The organism is Dyadobacter sp. HNCC25DJ184 (genome assembly GCF_056895215.1).
In genome coordinates this window covers 274,804-295,185 of the sequence record NZ_JBXHAQ010000005.1, presented here as the reverse complement: position 1 = coordinate 295,185, position 20,382 = coordinate 274,804, and the positions used below count along the sequence as shown (strand labels likewise).

Annotated in this window: 16 protein-coding genes; 5 read left to right on the top strand and 11 right to left on the bottom strand. The window is 42.9% G+C overall.

The window, feature by feature from the left end; all coding sequences use genetic code 11:
• Window positions 1-24 precede the first annotated feature (24 nt).
• The 5 genes from AC1XUD_RS10065 to AC1XUD_RS10045 all read right to left on the bottom strand — a co-directional run bounded on the left by AC1XUD_RS10065 (window position 25) and on the right by AC1XUD_RS10045 (window position 6,694).
• Window positions 25-2,847, bottom strand: a complete 2,823-nt coding sequence (locus tag AC1XUD_RS10065; protein WP_483360854.1) for a putative Ig domain-containing protein — start codon at window positions 2,845-2,847, stop codon at window positions 25-27.
• A 65-nt stretch (window positions 2,848-2,912) separates the two neighbouring features.
• Window positions 2,913-4,028 carry a glycosyltransferase gene (locus AC1XUD_RS10060; RefSeq protein ID WP_483360853.1) on the bottom strand — a complete coding sequence of 372 codons (1,116 nt, stop codon included), beginning with the start codon at window positions 4,026-4,028 and terminating at the stop codon, window positions 2,913-2,915.
• Entirely contained in the window at window positions 4,021-5,028 is a 1,008-nt protein-coding gene (locus tag AC1XUD_RS10055; RefSeq protein ID WP_483360852.1) for a glycosyltransferase family 2 protein, read from the bottom strand. Before AC1XUD_RS10055 ends, AC1XUD_RS10060 begins: the two co-directional genes overlap by 8 nt.
• 105 nt (window positions 5,029-5,133) lie before the next feature.
• A complete protein-coding gene (locus AC1XUD_RS10050; RefSeq protein ID WP_483360851.1) occupies window positions 5,134-6,312 on the bottom strand; it encodes an acetyl-CoA C-acyltransferase in 1,179 nt (392 codons plus the stop codon).
• Window positions 6,313-6,460: 148 nt separating this feature from the next.
• Entirely contained in the window at window positions 6,461-6,694 is a 234-nt protein-coding gene (locus tag AC1XUD_RS10045; RefSeq protein ID WP_483360850.1) for a PspC domain-containing protein, read from the bottom strand.
• Between the two features lie 375 nt (window positions 6,695-7,069).
• Here AC1XUD_RS10045 and secA point away from each other — a divergent pair, with 375 nt between their 5' ends.
• Entirely contained in the window at window positions 7,070-10,417 is a 3,348-nt protein-coding gene (gene secA, locus AC1XUD_RS10040; RefSeq protein WP_483360849.1) for a preprotein translocase subunit SecA, read from the top strand.
• Window positions 10,418-10,587: 170 nt separating this feature from the next.
• Window positions 10,588-11,247 (top strand): phosphatidylserine decarboxylase family protein, encoded by a 660-nt coding sequence (locus tag AC1XUD_RS10035; protein ID WP_483360848.1) that lies wholly within the window; start codon window positions 10,588-10,590, stop codon window positions 11,245-11,247.
• 4 nt (window positions 11,248-11,251) lie between these two features.
• Here the strand turns inward: AC1XUD_RS10035 and AC1XUD_RS10030 are convergent, their stop codons facing one another.
• Entirely contained in the window at window positions 11,252-11,881 is a 630-nt protein-coding gene (locus AC1XUD_RS10030) for a rhomboid family intramembrane serine protease (protein WP_483360847.1), read from the bottom strand.
• Between the two features lie 78 nt (window positions 11,882-11,959).
• Entirely contained in the window at window positions 11,960-12,934 is a 975-nt protein-coding gene (locus AC1XUD_RS10025; protein ID WP_483360846.1) for a polyprenyl synthetase family protein, read from the bottom strand.
• A 396-nt stretch (window positions 12,935-13,330) separates the two neighbouring features.
• On the opposite strand from AC1XUD_RS10025, the gene AC1XUD_RS10020 reads away from it, so the two are divergent.
• Complete coding sequence (locus tag AC1XUD_RS10020; protein ID WP_483360845.1) at window positions 13,331-14,197, top strand: aminotransferase class IV; 867 nt, start codon at window positions 13,331-13,333, stop codon at window positions 14,195-14,197.
• Window positions 14,198-14,263: 66 nt separating this feature from the next.
• Window positions 14,264-14,698 carry a DoxX family protein gene (locus AC1XUD_RS10015; RefSeq protein WP_483360844.1) on the top strand — a complete coding sequence of 145 codons (435 nt, stop codon included), beginning with the start codon at window positions 14,264-14,266 and terminating at the stop codon, window positions 14,696-14,698.
• Between the two features lie 3 nt (window positions 14,699-14,701).
• Here the strand turns inward: AC1XUD_RS10015 and AC1XUD_RS10010 are convergent, their stop codons facing one another.
• Window positions 14,702-15,574: an AraC family transcriptional regulator gene (locus AC1XUD_RS10010; protein ID WP_483360843.1), complete on the bottom strand. Its 873-nt coding sequence runs from the start codon at window positions 15,572-15,574 to the stop codon at window positions 14,702-14,704.
• A gap of 241 nt (window positions 15,575-15,815) precedes the next feature.
• Between AC1XUD_RS10010 and AC1XUD_RS10005 the strand changes: the two genes are divergently transcribed.
• Window positions 15,816-16,751 (top strand): M90 family metallopeptidase, encoded by a 936-nt coding sequence (locus tag AC1XUD_RS10005; RefSeq protein ID WP_483360842.1) that lies wholly within the window; start codon window positions 15,816-15,818, stop codon window positions 16,749-16,751.
• 14 nt (window positions 16,752-16,765) lie between these two features.
• Here AC1XUD_RS10005 and AC1XUD_RS10000 read toward each other — a convergent pair whose 3' ends face one another.
• Genes AC1XUD_RS10000 through AC1XUD_RS09990 form a run of 3 tightly spaced genes read right to left on the bottom strand, consistent with a single transcriptional unit; the run spans window position 16,766 to window position 20,323 of the window.
• The gene (locus AC1XUD_RS10000; protein ID WP_483360841.1) at window positions 16,766-17,305 is read right to left on the bottom strand and encodes an RNA polymerase sigma factor; all 540 of its coding nucleotides are present in this window, start codon (window positions 17,303-17,305) and stop codon (window positions 16,766-16,768) included.
• 35 nt (window positions 17,306-17,340) lie between these two features.
• Window positions 17,341-19,338 carry an SUMF1/EgtB/PvdO family nonheme iron enzyme gene (locus tag AC1XUD_RS09995; protein WP_483360840.1) on the bottom strand — a complete coding sequence of 666 codons (1,998 nt, stop codon included), beginning with the start codon at window positions 19,336-19,338 and terminating at the stop codon, window positions 17,341-17,343.
• Between the two features lie 7 nt (window positions 19,339-19,345).
• Complete coding sequence (locus AC1XUD_RS09990; protein WP_483360839.1) at window positions 19,346-20,323, bottom strand: dihydrodipicolinate synthase family protein; 978 nt, start codon at window positions 20,321-20,323, stop codon at window positions 19,346-19,348.
• Window positions 20,324-20,382 lie beyond the last annotated feature (59 nt).

The following is a 20,382-nucleotide window of genomic DNA, read 5'->3' as shown; positions in this document are numbered from 1 at the left end:
GAAAAATTCATTTGCTTTAAAATGCTATTTTTTAACGACTTTAAATTGCTGCAACAGCTCCCCGTCCGACTCGACCCGGATAAAATAAATCCCGGCTGGCAGTCCCATCGCTATGAGATCTATATTTACCAACCCATCATACTCATTGATATATCCTGACGAAATAGGAATCGTTTTCCCAGCCGTACTTACAAGAGAATATTTTATAGAACCATTCTCGATCGTCTCAGGTAATTTGAGATTAACGATACCTTCTGTCGGATTGGGATAAAAGCTCCATTCGGCGATGTCTTTTGATATATTAACCTCATCGCCGTAGCCGATGCTGAACTGGATCGAATTTGTAACGACGGCAGAATCCTTGCTGTTAGCAGTGACTGTCAGCGTATACCGGCCGGCATATGGAATAAAACCGCGTTCGTCATTGTAAAGGGAATATGGAAACCTGCGACTAACTGAGCTTTTGCGATAAGGACCGCGGAGATCGAATTTCACTTCGTCGTACTCGAAGTTACCATATGCATATATATTGAGTAAAGGAGGCAGATCTTTATATGCCAATACATCCTCCCCTTCCAGTTTGCGAATAATCTGCTGGTCCACAGCACTTCCGCCTTTGACAAGCTCGAATTTCAATTTTGGAATTTCCACTACTAATACAAAAGGTAATTCCGCATATGCGCCTCCATTATCATATGCACGCAATATGAGCCTGTATTCGCCTTCTTCGGTAGGTGTTCCGGAAAGTACATTCAACGAAAAGTCAAGCCAGGACGGGCGGTTGACAATTGTAATAGAAGATATATAACCGTCACCATCAGCAAAAATGCTTGGCAATACATATGAGAATGGCTTATTAAGCGACGCATATTTCACTGGTAATGTGCCACTTGCATACGGTGGCTTATTCAGAAACTGCGGTTCAACGACTTTAATCGTAAAATACGTCTCGACGAAAGCATTCATATCGTCATATGCTTTCAGAAAAATCCGCCACTGACCTGTTATCGGAGGAGTACCTGTCAAATGCCCGTTACTGAAATTTAACCATGACGGTAAATCAGACGCTTCAACTTTTGTCACTTTTCCATCAGGATCTTCAAACGCATCTTCGGCTATCGACAAGTCAAACGGTTTGCTAAGCGCGATAGTCAGGTTCGAAAAATTGCTGCTGACCACCGGCGGTTTATTGGCATTCTCCCGTGTATCCACACGAATCGTAAAGTATGCATCACTCTTGCCGCCTTCGTCGTCGACCCCAATTACTTTTATTCGATAATCGCCAAGTACTGTTGGCTTTCCGGTAAGCTGCCCATTGGAATATTTTAACCAGGAAGGAAGAGACTCCACGTCCATTCTCACAATCTTACCATCCACATCGGAAAAAGTATCTTGTGGCAAACGATAGGTGAAATCACGGTTTACCGCAATAATTTGCATGGGTATCGGGCGAAATATATACGGAGCATAATTCGTTGCGTCGTCCCAGTAAGAATCGCGCAAAATATCTTCATCCAGCTTTATTTTGATCGGACGAGGGTTAGCTTTATCAGCATATGCCCGCCTTGACCACTCGCTATAAATGACGTTCACTGCTCCGTTTTTTTCAACAGCATCCGACATTCGGTAACTCACAGAATCACTATATACAATTGGATATACCGGGACGTTCACCCATTTTGCAGCAGATGGTCTCACGAAGCCCTCCGACCGACTCATTTGCTCCATCGTACTAATAACCACCGCAACTACATTCGCTCCGTGTTCAAAATTTTCGGTGATCTGGCGTTGGTGCGCGGCGACGTCAAAATACTGGTTGAAGAACAGCTCATTGGCGGTGATGAAAGAGGCAGGAGCATCACTTTTCAGGATATCTACGGAAAACCTGTGATCATGAGTCGCCAGATCATCGTTTACTTTTATTCCATCTCCTTTTGCGTTCAAATCTTTATATCCAATCGTCCCTCGCAGGGTCGAAGCCGCGTCAAAAACTGAGCCATAATCTGAAACATATTTTATTTTGGAATCAACGCCCTTTATTGCCGTGATCATTTGTTCCACATATTTCTTCATCACAATGTGACGATATATATACCAGTCTTTGCCAAAGCGTTGCTTGAACGACATGTTGGGCTCCCATGGTGTAGACGGAGCCGGAAGTTCATCAAAGTTTTTATATTGACTTCCCCAAAGAAAATTGAGTCGTTCTATTTTTTTGTAATGGTCTTTAAGCCATCCCTGAAACCCTTTGATCATTCTGGGAGAATAATCATATGCAGCAGTCTCGCTTTTTCCATCTATCAGAATACCTCCGGAATACTCTCCCTCCTGAGTGGGCGTATTCGTCACAGAAACAAAAAGCAATTTATTATCAGTCTGAAGATACTTGTATCGATTTACTACCTCCTTCACGAAAGTCACAGCTTTATCAACAATTGGCTGATTATCAAACCCAAATGAAGTATCGCCGTAACCACCTACCAAAGATTTTCCGGACTGAGAAAACTGGCTGTCGCTTACTTCCCAAAAGCCATTTAATCGGGTTGTTGCCCTTCCAACATGAATTCGGAGCGCAATTTTCATCCCAAGACTTGTAGCAACTTTTATCTGTTCATCATAAACCTCCCATTTGGGAGGCTCGGTTGGTGATTGATAATAAACTTTGTCCCATGGAATGGTGAGGTAAACGGCATTCATTCCATATTCCTTACCTTTCCTGATCAGGTCAACCTCCGGACCTTTGTCCACTCTCAAATTCAACAACATAAGCGCCAGATAACGCTGAGTATCCGGATCGTTCGGTTTGGTAATTTGGGAAGCATATGCTGAAGTGACTAACCACAGCATAAAGAAACAAAGGATATTATAACCCTTTCTGATTGGTAGAAAAACAGTCACTCTCCTCAACTTTTCTAGAAATTTTGTTCAATAATCTTAAGCCAGTTATTATAACCGTTTTCCACGTTGAACTGATTTGCAACCTCAATACTCTTTGCGGCAGAAATAACCACCTCCCGATTCATCACTTTGTGCATCGCAGCAGTAATTTGTTTAACGCTCAATCCCTCTGTTACAATGCCCATTCCATCCTTAATAAATTCAGACACGCCGCCGGAAGGAAACGAAACAATCGGTTTACCCAATAACGCCGCTTCGATCATGACCAGAGGATATGGATCCTGACGGGAGGTTAATAAAAACCCGTTACCACAATTTAGATAATCGTAATAGTCTTCTTTTTGTTTACCAACAAAATGGACCTTGGTTTTGCTTCTGGAGTTTTTGATGCATTCCTCCGTATACCTGACCAGCCCGTCGCTGATCCTGCTTCCGATCCAGATCAAATGAACATTAGGATCGTTAATTTCCCCGGCAATTTCAGGAACCAGGTCAAATCCCTTCCGCTCCGATGTCATGCCGGACAAGACCCAAACATATGCCTCTTTGGGTATCCCCAGATTTTGCCTTAATTCAGCACTTCTGGTCGGATTTGTTACAACCTTTGAGGTATCAATAAAGGAGTAAAGAAGTGCAACATTTTTCCCTCCTGCCTGTCTCATTGCATCGCACGTTACTTCCGAACAACCAATAAGCAGAGAAGAATAGTCAATGATATCTCCAAAATCCTGATCGCTCAGGTAGGCATATGTTAGCGGGAGTTCGTGAAAATGTGTGATGACTTTGATTGAAAACTCCTTGGCAATGGTTATGGTTTCGGGTAACATTGTTGTATTGACATACCAATAATCTGCTCCAAACTCTTTTGCCATTTTTCGCAGATATCGCAATGTCGGGTTCACCCCCAAATGAAACATAACTTTCTGCTGAAGATTAAATTTTCTGGGTGCGATAAAAACGGGAATATCTTCAGGAAAATCTTTGAGAAGTTCTCCATCTGCAAAGCTTACTATACCAATATCGAAGCGTGAACGATCGATCTTTCTGATGATATATAGTAACATCATTTCGGATCCCGTCCTTGTCGCAAATGGGGTAAAAAAAAGTATCTTTTGTTTGGGCTTAGTCATTCAAAGTCAATAGATCTATGTTTTCAGATGTGTGTATTTTATACAGCATTTTCTTTTTAGTCAGCGTGGGCCAAAAATACTTTATCAGCACCCCCACTTTTCGAGTATAAATGTGCTGCGTACCCAGCTGGCTAAAAGGGTTTCCATCCTTTTTTATATTCAAAAGCATTTTCCATGCATATATAACCGGAATCATGAAAATGTAATGGAGAATTTGAAACAGATATGCAAACACTCCATATTGTTTCCTCAGCCAAAGCAAATTGGAAACCTGCATCTGTGTGCTGAACCGGTTGATCCAGGAAATATTCGTTCTTCGGAACGGGTTTTTATTTTCAAGGTGCAAAAATCTGCAGTCTTCGAAATAGCAAAGTTTCCCTAATTTTGCCAACCTTCCCGACCACTCCACGTCTTCTCCGTACATAAAGAAGTCTTCACTGAACCCCCCCGTGCGCTCAAACCCTTCCTTTCTCAAAAAAACGAACGCGCCGACGAGCCAATCGTATTGTTCCTGATCAGCATATTTTGGTTCAGGGAAAAGTTTCAGAAGCATTTTTTCAAAAAAACCGCTCGGCGGTAAGATGAAGAACGTCCTCCTGAACTCATTGAAACTTTTATAGAAAGGTATGGGAGTGAGATCCTGATAATATTGCATGGCTCCGCAAGCCATTATATCGGGTCTTTTGTTCATTTTTTCCATGCAAACACCGACCACATTATCCTCCAGGAGGGTATCGGCATTGAGCAGGAGAAAATATTTTCCAGCGGCGATACTCATGCCAGCGTTATTTGCGCGACCAAACCCCGCGTTGTAATCCATATCCACCCATTTGATATTAGGGTGAATTTTCAGAACGTCGTTTTTCCCGCCGTTCGACGGGTCATTATCCACAACAATAACTTCAAATAAAACCCCTTCCGTGTATTGATAAACAGACTTTATGCAATTAATAAGGAGCTCGGGGGTTCGGAAATTGACAATTATAATGGATACATCCATGAAGACGCGTTAGACGATTGTCCGGCAAAAATAGAAAAATCTCCGGCAGGACAACAAAACGAATGCTTCATAAGCAACTCGGAACGACTAAACTCACTGAACGGATTAGTTCAATCTTTCAAAAATCCCGGCAACTCCCTGGCCTCCACCCACACAGGCAGTGACCATCCCATATTTCTGGTTCTGACGTGCCATTTCATTTAATATTTGCACAGAAAGTCTTGCACCCGTTGAACCCAAAGCATGCCCCAAAGCGATCGCGCCACCGTTTGGATTTACTATATCCGGGTTAATATCCAGTTCCTGAATAACCGCAAGAGCTTGAGCTGCAAAGGCCTCATTGAGCTCTATTTGTTGAATATCGGCCAAAGAAAGATTGGCTTGCTTGAGTGCTTTTGGAATCGCAGCAACAGGTCCGATACCCATAATGCGCGGATCAACGCCGGCCGTGGCATATGATACCATCCTGGCAATGGGCTTCAACCCCAATTCACTCACCATATTCTCCGACATCACCACCACAAAAGCAGCTCCATCAGAGGTTTGAGAAGAATTTCCGGCCGTCACCGACCCACCAGCGGCAAATACTGGTTTGAGTTTTGCCAATGCCTCAACGCTTGTATCGGCTCTCGGCCCCTCATCCTGTTTAATAATGGTCTCCTTCTTATCCTTTTTCCCTGTAGCCGGATTGAAAAAAGTCTCAGTCACCGTAATTGGTACAATCTCATTTTCAAATAAGCCTTCTTTTTGGGCATTTAAAGCTTTTCTATGGGAATTATATGAAAACTCATCCTGTCTGTCACGACTGATCGAAAAATCTTTTGATACCTGTTCGGCAGTGAGGCCCATGCTCAGGTAGTAATCCGGATGGGTTTGAGCAATATTATAATTTAAAGCAGTTTTCCACCCCATGGTAGGCACCAGCGACATCGACTCAGTTCCGCCTGCTATGATACATTCCGCCAATCCAGCATGAATTTTTGCCGCGGCCATTGCAATCGCCTCCAAACCAGAACCACAGTATCGGTTAATCGTAATTCCCGAAACATGCTGGGGTAAAGAAAGCAATGCAACGTACCTTCCCATTTGCATTCCTTGTTCCGCCTCAGGTACCGCGTTGCCGACGATAAGGTCATCGACTCTGGCGGGATCAAGTTGTGGCAATTTTTCAAGCATATATTTGATCACATCTGCACCCAAATCATCCGGACGAACAAACCGGAATCCTCCTTTTCCAGCCTTTCCGACCGCACTACGATAACCTGCAACAATGTAAGCGTTCATAATAAGTATGATTAAACTCTGATATCCAACGTAAAAAAATAGTATGCCTGCATACTATGGTAAAACTACGCATTTCGCAGAAAACAACAAACCGCAGGAAATTGTTTTCCCGCGGTTTGAATTCATGCGACACGATGGCATTTGCCAGTTATATCGGCTGATGGCTTTCCTGCAATTCCTTCGGTCTTTTAGCGCTGCTTGGCATAGCTATCCAAAGCACGATATAAAGTAAAACGACCGGAAAGCTCGTCGGGATGAAAAATCCCATTACAAAAAGTACACGAACGATTGCGGTGTCAATTTGAAGATAATCGGCTAAACCTGAAGCTACACCACCTATTACCTTGCTGTTTATGTTACGATATAATCTATTGTTATTCATGGCCGTATGTAATTTTAAATTTGATAATCAAAGGTACTATGCAATACACAGTAGTTGAAAGCAAAATCGGATAAGTGGTGTGTACAGGCTAGCAGTGGTCACTTTTGAGGAGGAACGAAGTTGATTGTTGAACTTGAGAAAAAATAGATTCGCAGAACAAGATTTTCGTCAATCGAAAGGAAAATATTTAGTCTAATTCGTTGTTGAAATGATTAAAGTAATATTAGGATTACGGCATTATGTTGCTATTAACGTACAGGAATGAATAACTTTGTGATGCATCGCGGCGAAATTGCTGACAATCTGGCACAAGAACCGTCTCAGGCGTAATATTTTTTATTTAACGGACGATATTAAAATCTATATAGGAAGATCATGTTTAAACTTTTTTCGAAGCTTTTCGGTACCAAATCAGAACGTGATTTGAAGGAGCTTACTCCTTACGTCGAGAAGATCAATACGGAATTCTCAAAGTTGGCTTCTTTATCCAACGATGAGTTAAGAGGGAAATCGGAAAGTCTGAAGGCACATATTGCGGCTGAACTTAAAGCTTTGGATGAGCAGATTGAAGATTTAAGGGCTCAGGCTGCAAATGAACCGAATGTCGACAGCAAAGAAGTGATCTTTAAAAAGATCGACGGTCTTGTTGAGGACAGAGATAAAGAACTGGAAAAAATATTGCTTGATATCCTGCCTGTTGCTTTTGCGATTGTAAAAGAAACTGCGCGGAGATTTAAGGAAAATGATAGCATTGAGGTTACTGCCAACTTTTTTGATAGAGAAATTGCTTCCAAAAAAGCGCACGTCACCATTAATGGAGATAAAGCGATCTGGAATACTACCTGGGATGTTATCGGGCAACCGATTCGCTGGGCAATGGTTCACTATGATGTTCAGCTTATAGGTGGACTTGTTTTGCACCAGGGTAAAATCGCTGAAATGGCAACGGGTGAAGGTAAAACTTTGGTGGCTACCCTACCCGCCTTCCTCAACGCACTTGCCGGTCAAGGTGTTCATATAGTAACAGTCAACGATTACCTGGCAAAAAGGGATGCGGAATGGAATGCACCACTTTTCGAATTCCATGGTATGGCGGTAGACTGTATCGACCGTCACCAGCCAAATACCGTTGCAAGAAGAAATGCTTACAAGGCTGATTTGACGTACGGAACGAACAACGAATTTGGTTTTGATTACCTGCGTGACAATATGTCACGGACGCCGGAAGAACTGGTACAACGCAAACACCATTTTGCGATGGTCGATGAGGTTGACTCCGTTTTGGTGGATGATGCACGTACCCCATTGATTATTAGCGGACCTGTTCCTCGTGGAGATGAGCAGGAATATATGGAATTAAAACCGCGCGTTTCAAGGATCGTTGAAGCTCAGAAAAAGCTGGCAATGGATTTGTTGAACGACGCAAAAAAGAAAATTGCAGCCGGCGACAAAAAAGAAGGCGCACTTTCACTTTTCCGTGCCCACAGAGGTATGCCGAAGTACAAACCTTTGATCAAATATCTGAGCGAAGGTGGTATTAAACAGTTGATGCAGGAATCGGAATCAATACACCTGGCGGAAAACCAGAAGTTGATGCCGGTTGCTGACGCGCCGCTTTACTTTACGATTGATGAGCGTCACAATAGCATTGAATTGACCGAAAAAGGAATTGATTTCCTTACAGGTGAATCAGAAGAATCAAATTTCTTTATCCTTCCTGATATCGCGGTTGATTTGGATGCAATTGAAAAACATTCAGAATTGACGGAACAGGAAAAAATCCTGAAAAAGGAAGAACTGATCCGTGACTATTCTGTAAAAACTGCGCGTATTCACACCGTTAACCAATTATTGAAAGCATATACCCTTTTTGAAAAAGATGTGGAATATGTGATCATGGACGGAAAAGTTAAAATCGTCGATGAACAAACGGGTCGTATCATGGACGGTCGTCGTTATTCTGACGGTTTGCACCAGGCGATTGAGGCGAAAGAAAATGTAAGAGTTGAAGATGCGACTCAAACCTATGCGACAGTAACACTTCAGAACTATTTCAGAATGTACCATAAGCTGGCCGGTATGACTGGTACAGCGGAAACGGAAGCGGGGGAGTTCTGGGAAATCTATAAACTGGACGTTGTTTCGATCCCTACCAACGTAAGCGCGATCAGAAAAGACCACGAAGACAAAGTATATCGCTCTGTTCGTGAAAAATATAATGCGGTTACAGATGAAATCGTAGAGCTGGTTGAAGCCGGAAGACCTGTTTTGGTTGGAACGACATCGGTAGAAAACTCCGAAATCATCAGTAGAATGTTGACTTTGAGAAAGATCCCTCACCAGGTATTGAACGCGAAGCAACACCAGAAAGAAGCAGAGGTCGTTACTGAGGCGGGTAAGCCGGGTACTGTAACAATTGCCACCAACATGGCTGGTCGTGGTACGGATATCAAGCTTACTCCTGAGGCTAAAGCTGCAGGTGGTTTGGCGATCATTGGTACAGAAAGACATGAAAGCCGTCGTGTTGACCGCCAGCTTAGGGGTCGTTCGGGACGTCAGGGAGATACTGGTTCTTCACAATTCTTTGTATCTCTTGAAGATAACCTGATGCGTTTGTTCGGATCTGACCGTATGGCGAAAGTGATGGATAAAATGGGTCTTGAAGAAGGCGAGGTAATCCAGAGCGGAATGATCACCAAGTCAATCGAACGTGCACAGAAGAAAGTGGAAGAGAACAACTTCGGAATGCGTAAGCGACTTCTGGAATATGATGATGTGATGAACTATCAGCGTGATGCCATCTACAAACGCCGCAGAAATGCATTGTTCGGAGACAGGCTAGCTGTGGATATAGCGAATACCTTGTTTGATGTATGTGAAGAGATCGCATCAACATCATTGACTTTCGCGGAATTGGAACTTGCTACTATTTCAACATTGGGAATAGAGCCTCCTTTTACAGAAAGTGAATTTGGTTCACTTAAACCAAATGAAAAATCTCACCGTATTTACGCGGCTGCTGAAAAACAATATCAGGAGAAAAATAACGCTATTGCAGAAAAAGCATTGCCGATTCTGAAGTCGATATACGCTGAAAGAGGCGCAACGGTTTCTGAAATCATGATTCCTTTCAGCGATGGCATCCGTCAAACTGGTGTGGTCGTAAATCTGCAAAAGGCGATCGAAAACGAAGGCAAAGAGATCACCCGTGAAATGGAAAAAGCGATTGTGCTTTCCCTCATCGATCAGGAATGGAAAGAACACCTTCGTGAAATGGATGATCTGAAACAATCTGTTCAAAATGCAGTTTTCGAGCAAAAAGATCCTTTGTTGATTTATAAATTTGAGTCGGTTGAATTGTTTAAAAGATTTTTGAGCAAAGTCAATTTTGACATGATATCGTTCCTGACAAAGGCTGATATCCCTCAGGAAGAAGCTGCGCCGCCAACAGCCGTAGCGCAACAGGTACGTCGCCCAACTCCGGCTCCTGCGCTTCACACGAATCGTGAAGAAGATTTCGATCAGACAGACGGAAGCGAGTATACTGCCACAATTGAATCGACCACAAAGGCTCAGCCTGTGAGAATTGAGAAAATTGCGGATCGTAACCAAAAAGTATCGGTTCAGTATCGTGACGGAAGGATTTTGCGTGACGTGAAATACAAAAAAGTGGAGCACGAAGTAAAAAGCGGAGACTGCGTCGTGATCGAAATCGGCGAGTAATCTGGGTGGTGATTCACTGAATATCACCCGCTTTTGAATAAAGTTTACTTTTGAAAAATATAAGCCCTGCTATTCTTTTTATAGATTGGCAGGGCTCTTTTTTCTTTGTAAATGACTAATTATGCGATATTTGCAGAATATTTAGAGTAAAAACCAAATTTGCCCCTTGTATGAAATTACACAGAGAAGGTTATATCATTATGACAGTTACGGCTATCGTACTGATATTAATTAACTTAGGTATTAACTACCTACTTCCTGAAGGTTATTGGATTCCACGAATCACCGTTTTAGCCAGCATTATTATTTTCCTGTTGGTTGTTCAATTTTTCCGCGTTCCAACACGTACGGTTTACAAAAGTGAAAATCAAATTGTAGCACCTTGTGATGGCAAGGTTGTGGTTATAGAAGAAGTTGTTGAAACGGAATATTTCAAAGGACCGAGAAGGCAGATCAGCATCTTTATGTCTCCATTGAACGTCCATATCAACTGGAACCCAATCAGCGGTGTTATCCAGTATTTCAAATATCATCCGGGACTATATCTGGTAGCATGGCATCCGAAATCCAGCACCGACAACGAGCGTACTACGGTTGTAATCCGAAGTAAACAAGGTGTGGATGTTCTATTCCGCCAGATTGCAGGCGCAGCAGCCCGACGTATTCGCTGGTACGTAAAAGAAGGCGATCAGGTAGAACAGAGTACTGAAATGGGTTTTATCAAATTCGGTTCACGAGTGGATATCTTCATACCGCTTGATGCTGAACTGAAAGTAAACCTTCAGGACAAAACGGTAGGAAGTATCACTGTGCTTGCCGAATTGGCTTAGAAACTTATTGCCCGAAGCTGGATATCCAGCCAACAATCTGCTGGAAGAAGCCGGGAACTGCCGCTGGATATACGACAGCCATAAAAACAAGACCGAATATGGCGCCAAACATGTGAGCACTATGGTTTACATAGCTGGTGCCGCGATTGGCTTCGTAGTAAGAATATCCCAGAAACAATATCCCGAATATGAAGGCCTTTAGCTGTATGAAGAAATACAGGTAAATGTCCATCAGAGGCGCGTACAGAATAGCCGCAAAAAGAACCGCAGATACTCCGCCGGAAGCTCCAAGCGAATTATAATTCGAATTTTTCCTTTGTTTCAGATAAGTGGGTATATCGGAAACGATGATACCGACCAGATATAAGAACAAGAAATAGAACGTTCCGCTGCTGCCAAAAAGCATTGCAAAAAGTCTTTCAATTCCTTCCCCTACAAACCACAGCGAAAGCATATTAAAGATCAGGTGGCCAACATCGGCGTGAATAAAACCTGAGGTTAAAAAACGGTAATATTGGTTTTTCTTCGTAACCTGATATGGATTCAGTATCAGCTTATCCATAAAGCTGTAATCTCTAAAAGCATAAAAGCTGATACCGCACGTAATCAGTATTAATATCAAGGTAATAGACATATAATTTCTCAGATTTAAGACCTAACTCGTTAATTTTTAAACTAAACTAATTGCCAAAAGCGACCCGTGCTTATAGCTTCACTGCTCCCTATCCACTAATTGGTGCACAAATCTCAGAAGCTCCGCTTTTCGTTCCGGTGCTACTTCCAGCTTCTCCAGGCTTTCAAATCCTGTGTCAAAACAAGCTTTTATTTTGGCTTCCGTTAATACCGGTATATTCAGTTGGTCGTAGATATTTTTGACAGCGGCCACCTTTTCCTCTTTATCAAACGATTCGGCATTAATCCAGAATTCCAGTTCCTGTTTCAAATCGCCAGTCGCCTTACTTAAGGCTTCAATCAGCAGAAAGGTCTTTTTATTGGCAATAATATCCCCGCCAACCTGCTTGCCAAATTTCTCTGGATCGCCATATACATCCAGCAAATCGTCTTTTAACTGGAAACCGATGCCTATACTTTCCCCCGCGGTATATAACAGTTTTTTGCTCTCTTCATCTGCCCCTCCAATGATGCCCCCCAATTCAAGTGACATCCCTAAGACAACCGAAGTTTTAAGACGGATCATTTCCAGATATTCCTCTTCGGTCACATCCCAACGGGTTTCAAAATTCATATCCAATTGCTGGCCTTCACATACCTCTGCAGAAGTTGTATTGAAACGGTCGAGCACAACACGCAGCTTGTCGTCGGCAACCTGAATCAGCAATTCATACGCCTTGATCAACATCACATCCCCCGACAAAATTGCGGTATTTGCATTCCATTTCTCGTGAACTGTCGGTTGTCCACGTCGCAACGGTGCCTGATCCATGATGTCATCGTGCATCAGCGTAAAGTTATGGAACACTTCTACCGCCATAGCAGGTTTCAACGCATTTTCCCATTCGTCAGTGTAAAGTGATGCAGCTAATAGCGTTAATAAAGGCCTGAATCGTTTGCCACCCAGCGACATAATATATCGGATCGGGTCATATAGCTCGTCAGGATGTTTGCCGTAGGTTTGCTTTGGGAATTCTTTATGTAGGGTACTTAGAAGATCTTCAGTTTTTATCATGTCAAGCAGTTTCAATTCCAATTGATGACCGCAATTCCGGTCATTTTCAAGTCAATGCATATCCCCCTTTCATGGGGAGTACAAAGAACCTAAATACTGATGAGAAACTCAAAGAGAACTTGCATAAGCGGCAATTCTTTAACCCCGAACGTTCGCCACTTTTGGAGAATGCATATCTTTATGAAAACTAACTTGAATTAGTATGGTCAGGTGTTGTGAGGAAATGGTCAGGGACGCCAAGTCATTCGATTGCAATTGTAACGATTTTGGTCCAAAAGCCACGTAAACCTATACTTTGGAAAATAAGAAAAACATCAGCACGACCAGATAATTAACTCCCAGTCGAAACTTTAAAACTAAAAACTAACAGCTAATAACTAACCCCTAAAAGACCCCATGCCATTCTTCCAATACCTCAACGGCGAAATTGTTTCTGTTGACACTCCTGTTTTAAAAACCAACGACTTAGGCCTGCTGCGCGGATATGGATTGTTCGATTATTTCCGAACCTATAACGGCATTCCTTTTCGGTGGGACGACTACTGGGCACGATTTGTGAATTCGGCCAAACAGTTAAAACTCCCAATTCCAAAATCGAAGGAGGAAGTCGCAAAAATTCTGGCAGACCTGTATGCAATGTCGGAAGAACGTGAAGTTGCTTTCCGCTTCGTATTGACAGGGGGATATGCTCCTGACAGCGTGCATGTTGTTGAACCCAATTTTATTATTCGCACTGAACCGTTGCCTCAGGACAACCCTGCCGGAAGAAAAACTGGTATCAAAGTGTTGCCATATGAATATGTACGTGATATGCCGACGGTGAAAACCACGAACTATGTGCATATGGTGCTAATGGCAGAAGAAATGAAAAATCAGGGCGCATCAGATTTGTTGTTCCATAAAGGCGGAGAGATCAGCGAATTGACACGCAGCAACGTTTTTATCTTTAAAGGCGACAAACTCATCACTTCCGACCGTAATATTTTGTTTGGCATTACCCGCAAAACGGTGCTCGAGCTCGCTCAGGCACATTTTGAGGTAGAAGTCCGAGCCATTACTCTAGAAGAAACATTGCAGGCCGACGAAGTTTTCACAACCAGCAGCACGAAATGGGTGATGCCGATTGTACAGATCGGCGACGTTCTAATAAATGGCGGAATTGCCGGAAAACGATCGATTTTCCTGCAGGATATCTTTGAAAAAATGGTCGCAAATTGGCAGGGCCAGGAAGATATTTCGACACTTTTGGAGAAGTTAAAATAACCAAAATAAGTATTGGAATAGTCCATTCATTTTTCTAACTTTCTGAAAACCAAAACTTTTCGTGATATGAAAATGATGGATAAAATCGAACAATGGGGCGACACACACCATCCTGCATGGATGGACACGCTCAGGATTGGATTGGGCGTGTTGCTTTTCCTAAAAGGGATTATGTTCATTAGCGACACCACCCAATTGCTGCAGTTAGTTTCTGGCCTGGACCTGCAACTATGGACTGTGGCGGCAGTTCATTATGTAGCTTTCGCTCACATTTTCGGAGGCTTTCTGATCGCAATGGGATGTCTGACACGCTTTGCAGCAATCATTCAAATTCCGATATTGGTCACAGCAGTATTCGCTGTAAATATTCGGCAGGGATTTTCTTATATGAATTCAGAACTTTGGTTATCCATGGTGGTTCTTTTCCTTGTCGTGGTGTTCGCCATCATCGGTTCCGGAAAATTTTCAATGGATGAATACATGCGCACGCATGACAAATAACTTTTAAATCAATTCGGGTGTGACTTTGAGATATTTCCTTTTGTACTCCAAAGGAGTCATGTCTGTTACTTTTTTGAAGTGCCGATAAAAATTGGAGACATTGTTAAAGCCACATTCGAAGCAAATTACCTCTGTGGCCATCCGGTCCTCGATCAGGAAACGGCATGCATGGCTTATCCTGATTTCCACAAGGAAGTCATTATAGGTTTTCTTCGTCATCATTTTGAAATACCTGCAAAAGGAGGTAATTCCCAAATTGGCTATGGAAGCCACATCCTGCAGGCTGATATCGCTTTTATAATTCGCTAACGTAAAGGCATATATCTTATTTAATCTCAACGTCTCCGAATCGTTGGATTTGTAGAATGCGTGCGCAGAAGCAATGATTTCTGTTTCTTCCGTTTCGGCCAATATCTTCAATATGGAAAGGAGTGATATCAATCGATCGAGGTTCTGGGCGTCAACGGCCTGATACATAAGCTTCGTTACCTTCTCTTTTGCCCTCCCCTTGATAATCAGCCCCTTTTTCGCCTTTTCAAATAATTTCGGAATCAGATATGCTTCCGGTAGCAAGAGCAGGTCTGCACCCAGGCAATCGGGCAGGAAATGCACAATAATTACCTCCGCATGACCATTATCGCATTCTTGCTCCATACGCCAGGTATGCGGCAAATTCTCCCCCAGAAGGATCAGCTCTCCATCCGAAAAATTACTGATGTTATCTCCAATAAAACGAACTCCGTGCCCTTTGACAAGAAAATGCAACTCCAGCTCGGGATGGTAATGCCATACGGTCCCGAAGCTTGAATTCTTTTCATGCCGAATGCTGAACGAAGTCTGAGATTTTATCGGAACTCTATGAAAGTGCGGTTTCATAACTAACCTAAACCCATTTTTTGACTCATATTATTACAAAGCTGGTGGGTACCTATTTCTATTCATTTCCGTTACGCATTTGCCTATATGTTACACCTCTCAATCGCCTATTCGGGCGTTATTGACTAAGTTCAGGCTTCGTCGACCATTGCTCTCCCGGCGTTTCAGCCGAGAAAACTCAGGAGTATATGAAAAATTACGACGTTTTGACTTTACTTTGATATTATTTGTCCCTATTGCGATGCACAATACTATTATATCATCAAATGATCTCAAAAGCTATTATCAAAACAGTCTGAAATCGGCCCGATACTGGGCCTTCGGCTGGGCTCTTCTTGGACTGATTTTCTTTAACCTTTTAGGTCATTTTAGTGAAAAGACGCCATTCTATGGCCTTGCCGTTATCATCTTCTTTGGTGTGTTGACTTTCCATCGTTTTTATTATAGGAAAACATATACCAGACTGGCGCTATTTGAAACTGCTTTTCCCGCCGTATGGAAGCAAATTCTTGAAAAACATTCCGTTTTCTACCGCAACCTGAGCGATACTAAAAAGGCACTTTTTGAAAAACGTGTTCAGATATTCCTTGCCGAAAAACGTGTGGAAGGAATTGATACAGATGTGGATGCCGAAATCAGATTAATTGTGGCAGCAAGTGGTATCATTCCCACCTTCGCGTTTCCGACATTCAACTATCCTACATTGAATGAAGTGCTGGTATATCCTGCGTCATTTAGTCAAAAATTCGAAATCGGTGGGCCGCATAAACACGATGAAAATATTGAAGGAATGGTGGGAAATGGATATATGAATCATTCTTTGCTACTTTCCAAACCTGCACTTCTTGCGGGTTTTAACGGTCGGACCGGTGACGAAAATGTCGGAATTCATGAATTCGTTCATCTGCTTGACCGTGAAGACGGCGTGACGGACGGCGTTCCTGAACGGTTGATTGAACATCGCTACACCTTGCCATGGCTTCATTTGATCAAAGAAGAGATGGACAAAATCAAAAGCGGAAGCTCAGACATCAATCCATATGCTATCACCAATAACGCCGAATTTCTGGCAGTGGTTAGTGAATATTTCTTCAGTGATCCCGAAGAGTTTCAAAAGAAACATCCTGAGCTGTACTCCTTTATGTCGGATTTTTATGATCAGAAATTGAATTATTGACCTGACATAATTCTCTAAGCACCCTGAATATTCACCCGTTGCCGTAATATTTGCTTGGCCTTCACCAGCTGATTCTTGACTGTATTGGTTGATATATTCAAAAAAACTGCAATCTCACGATATGACTTTCCTTCTTCCACATTTAACTTAAAAATCCGTTTTCTTTTTTCCGACAGTGAATCCACAGCGTCCTGAATAGCGCGAAAGCTATCCTCTTTCTCGTCCGAATCATCAGAAATCCAAACGTTCATCCGGTCGATATACTGTTGCTTTAATTTCTGATCCTTTTCCAATTTTTTAAACTGGTCGAATATCTGATTTCTCAGACTCACGAACAAGTATGATTGGAAACTGTAGTCCGGATTGATCTGAACACGACGGTCCCAGATTTTGGCAAAAACATCCTGCGTCACATTTTCCGCTTCGTCCTGATCTTTCAGAAGCAACGTACAAAACTTGACAGCCGGCGATCTGAAATGGGTATATATCTGCGCAAAAGCGGCTTCGTCGCCTTCGATTACCCGATAAAGGATTTGTTCATTTGGAAAATTCATAAGGTTAAGGAATAATAAGTTGAAATCTCAAAACTTTATGGTGTCTCCAACCAGCTAAGGTTGAACCGGTAGTGTATACTGCTACTTACCAGATGTATCAGATTATCAGGCGATTGTGTAGCAGCCAGATAGCCTCTTGGCTCAGCGTGTGTATCGTCCATTTCAAAGGCGCCAGTCCATGCGCCGCCGTTCAGATACCTGTAATTTCCGTCTGTGAGTAATTTTTTTACGGGCCAGGTCTCGCCCTCGTCGTAGGACACAGCTGCGTACATGCCATATCCTTTATAGCTACTTCCGTCCTTCCTTTTGAAAGTCATCCCAATTCTTTTTGCATCCGATTCCTCCGGATGATGGGTAAAGGAAATCAGTAGCAAGGGTCCTTCGTTGAGGCGATATAAAATCAACCGCTGTCCTCCTGCTATTGGCGGAAATTCGGATGCATGATAAGTCCAGGTTTTTCCACCGTCGTCGGATATGCTCATAGGCATTCTCAGACCGGATTCCTCTGTTGGAATGTTATTATTTCTTCCCAACGCCAGAAGTCTTCCGTCTTTCAATTCCACAACTCCAGCATGAATTCCGGCAATCAGGCCGCCTTTCTTACCTTCCTGAAATTCTGGTTTTTCTGTACCCTCATACGGGTTATACCAGCTCTCTCCCTTATCCTTACTAATATGGATAGCGGTGCCGCCTTCAGGTCCGGGATCTGCATCACCAGCCTGAATTAACCAGCCACTTTTTGTTTGAGACATCCCTGCAATCACCTGGTTTTTAACACGATGTTCTCCGTCGGCAAGAGAAGGCTTGGTCCAGGAAGCTCCATTATCGGTACTTGATCTTAATACCATCGCCAGATTTTTCCAGTCGCCATCCGTTTCCACGCCATTCATATGGAACAAAGTGCCCTTCCCATCATAAAAAAGCGATGTCCCCGTCATATTGCGGTCTGCTACTTTAAAGAATTCCGAAGGTTTGTCCCATGCCGTATTTCCAGAGCGTAACCGGCTTGCAAGAATCGTCATTTCGCGTCCCGATTCCTGATTTGTAGAAAACCACGCAGCTAACAAATCGCCATTGGGAAGCGAGGTAATAGCAGGACAATGGTTATGGTGAAAAAATGGCACCTCATCTTCACATTCCGGCTTGACAACATATCGAACTGGCTCCATGAAAACAGGTTTAGAGTTTGACACTTTTACCCATTTGATCGGCTTCTGAGATACATCGGTTGATACCAGCGTTTTAGGATCTGCTGGCAAAGGCTTTGTCGCTGGCAATTCTCCTTGCACTACCCGAAAACCCAGTTGAAAATGCTTGTCATCAGGCAACATCGCCATCCGATTCGAGGAGCGTAAATACGCAACAGGTGTTCCATGGCTTCCTCCACGCGCTACCCTTGAAAACCCGGTGACTTTTCCGACAGGATCAACCTTGTCCCCGCTTCCGTATTGGCCATACCAATCGTAACACCATTCCTCCACATTGCCATGCATATCAAACAAACCAAACTGATTTGGTGAATCCTGGCCAACCTTTAGAGAAACAATAACAGGCTCGCGGTCAGTTTTTTGACTTTTCAAAGCACTTTTTGGTAAAAAACGCCCCGTAGAATAATCTGTAACAGTCCCGGCGCGACAAGCATATTCCCACTCCGCCTCGGTCGGAAGTCTGTATTTTTTCCCTTCCTTTTTGCTTAGCCATTCACAAAACAGAAGTGCATCTCTGTATGACACAAAGATCACAGCTTCATCATCGTCCTTTGAAAATCCATCCTTTCCGCGAAACTTTTTATGAGCCGGGTCGAAAGCTTCATACTGTGCATTTGTAACCTCTGTTGCGCTCATCTCAAAAGGTTTGGTTATCTGAACCCGATGCACAGGTGCCTCATCGGCCGTTTCGCCTTCTCCCTCAGAACCCATGTAAAATTTACCCTCCGGCACCCTGACAAACTGCATGCCAACCGAATTGGAATGCTGCGCCATCGACGGAGAAATAATAAAGACACACAATACAAAACCTCGCAACCAACTCATTTTCAATCTATTGTTTTATTACCTGCTTGCTAACAACATTTGTTATACCCAACTGATCGTACAATTCTTCTACCTGCACCAAAAGTTGGTCCATTGCCGATTTTAAGTCCTCAGTAAGTATCCCGACATTTCTTCTCGTATATAGTGAAATCGGGAAGCCCCGTTTTTGAAGACTGTATTTAGCGTTTATCGGATATACATCGTGAATCACATCCATCGTATCTTCAAAAAATTGCTGCACGATTTTGACATCATCGGCGCGTTCGGCATTATTAAAATTATCACAAATCCATACTACAAGCTCGGGATATATATTGCCCTGGATACAAGACAATCCAGCTGCTCCTTTTGAAAGCGATGAAACCGCATTGACCATATAGGCGTCATACAGACCAAAGGTAAAATCTTTACCCGCATCAATTCGTTGTGAAACCTCAGCTTCGTCCAGACATGTATCCTTATGATAAACAAGACGGCCAGTAGGTAGCAAATCATTCAGAATATCAACACTGATCAGCCTTTTATATGGAACCGGACATTCATATAATCCCAGCGGAATATCATTTGTCAGAGCAATAAGCTCTTTCATTTTATCCAAAAATATAGCGTCAGATTCTTCCTCGGCAGCGATTAAGCCTGTGATTACAATTACAGCCTGTACTCCGGTTTCGTATATACGTTTAACGAATTCCGCTTGCTCTGAAACTGGCCCTCCGAATGTTCCGGTGGCGACAACAGGTACTCTTCCTGCCGCCTGGTCAACAACAGTTTTAGTAACGCTTAAACGCTCATCCTCAGTCAGTTCATACATTTCACTGGAAAGGCAATTGGCAAACAAGCCCGTTGCTCCCACTTCAATATAGAGATCGGTAAGCTGACGTAATCCGACATAATCCACGCCTCCGTCTTCTAAAAACGGCGTGAGCATGACGGGAATAAAACCCTTTGGCAGTGATAGCGAGGAGTGTTGTAATATGTTTTGCATATACATGATAGGTAAATCAAAAAATTAATAACGTTGAGTAAAACCGTATTCAATCAAAG

Excerpts from the sequence above, each read along its gene's own strand:
- AC1XUD_RS10065 (WP_483360854.1), bottom strand. The coding sequence starts at position 2,847 with ATGCTGTGGTTAGTCACTTCAGCATATGCTTCCCAAATTACCAAACCG.
- AC1XUD_RS10060 (WP_483360853.1), bottom strand. The coding sequence starts at position 4,028 with ATGACTAAGCCCAAACAAAAGATACTTTTTTTTACCCCATTTGCGACA.
- AC1XUD_RS10055 (WP_483360852.1), bottom strand. The coding sequence starts at position 5,028 with ATGGATGTATCCATTATAATTGTCAATTTCCGAACCCCCGAGCTCCTT.
- AC1XUD_RS10050 (WP_483360851.1), bottom strand. The coding sequence starts at position 6,312 with ATGAACGCTTACATTGTTGCAGGTTATCGTAGTGCGGTCGGAAAGGCT.
- AC1XUD_RS10045 (WP_483360850.1), bottom strand. The coding sequence starts at position 6,694 with ATGAATAACAATAGATTATATCGTAACATAAACAGCAAGGTAATAGGT.
- secA (WP_483360849.1), top strand. The coding sequence starts at position 7,070 with ATGTTTAAACTTTTTTCGAAGCTTTTCGGTACCAAATCAGAACGTGAT.
- AC1XUD_RS10035 (WP_483360848.1), top strand. The coding sequence starts at position 10,588 with ATGAAATTACACAGAGAAGGTTATATCATTATGACAGTTACGGCTATC.
- AC1XUD_RS10030 (WP_483360847.1), bottom strand. The coding sequence starts at position 11,881 with ATGTCTATTACCTTGATATTAATACTGATTACGTGCGGTATCAGCTTT.
- AC1XUD_RS10025 (WP_483360846.1), bottom strand. The coding sequence starts at position 12,934 with ATGATAAAAACTGAAGATCTTCTAAGTACCCTACATAAAGAATTCCCA.
- AC1XUD_RS10020 (WP_483360845.1), top strand. The coding sequence starts at position 13,331 with ATGCCATTCTTCCAATACCTCAACGGCGAAATTGTTTCTGTTGACACT.
- AC1XUD_RS10015 (WP_483360844.1), top strand. The coding sequence starts at position 14,264 with ATGAAAATGATGGATAAAATCGAACAATGGGGCGACACACACCATCCT.
- AC1XUD_RS10010 (WP_483360843.1), bottom strand. The coding sequence starts at position 15,574 with ATGAAACCGCACTTTCATAGAGTTCCGATAAAATCTCAGACTTCGTTC.
- AC1XUD_RS10005 (WP_483360842.1), top strand. The coding sequence starts at position 15,816 with ATGCACAATACTATTATATCATCAAATGATCTCAAAAGCTATTATCAA.
- AC1XUD_RS10000 (WP_483360841.1), bottom strand. The coding sequence starts at position 17,305 with ATGAATTTTCCAAATGAACAAATCCTTTATCGGGTAATCGAAGGCGAC.
- AC1XUD_RS09995 (WP_483360840.1), bottom strand. The coding sequence starts at position 19,338 with ATGAGTTGGTTGCGAGGTTTTGTATTGTGTGTCTTTATTATTTCTCCG.
- AC1XUD_RS09990 (WP_483360839.1), bottom strand. The coding sequence starts at position 20,323 with ATGCAAAACATATTACAACACTCCTCGCTATCACTGCCAAAGGGTTTT.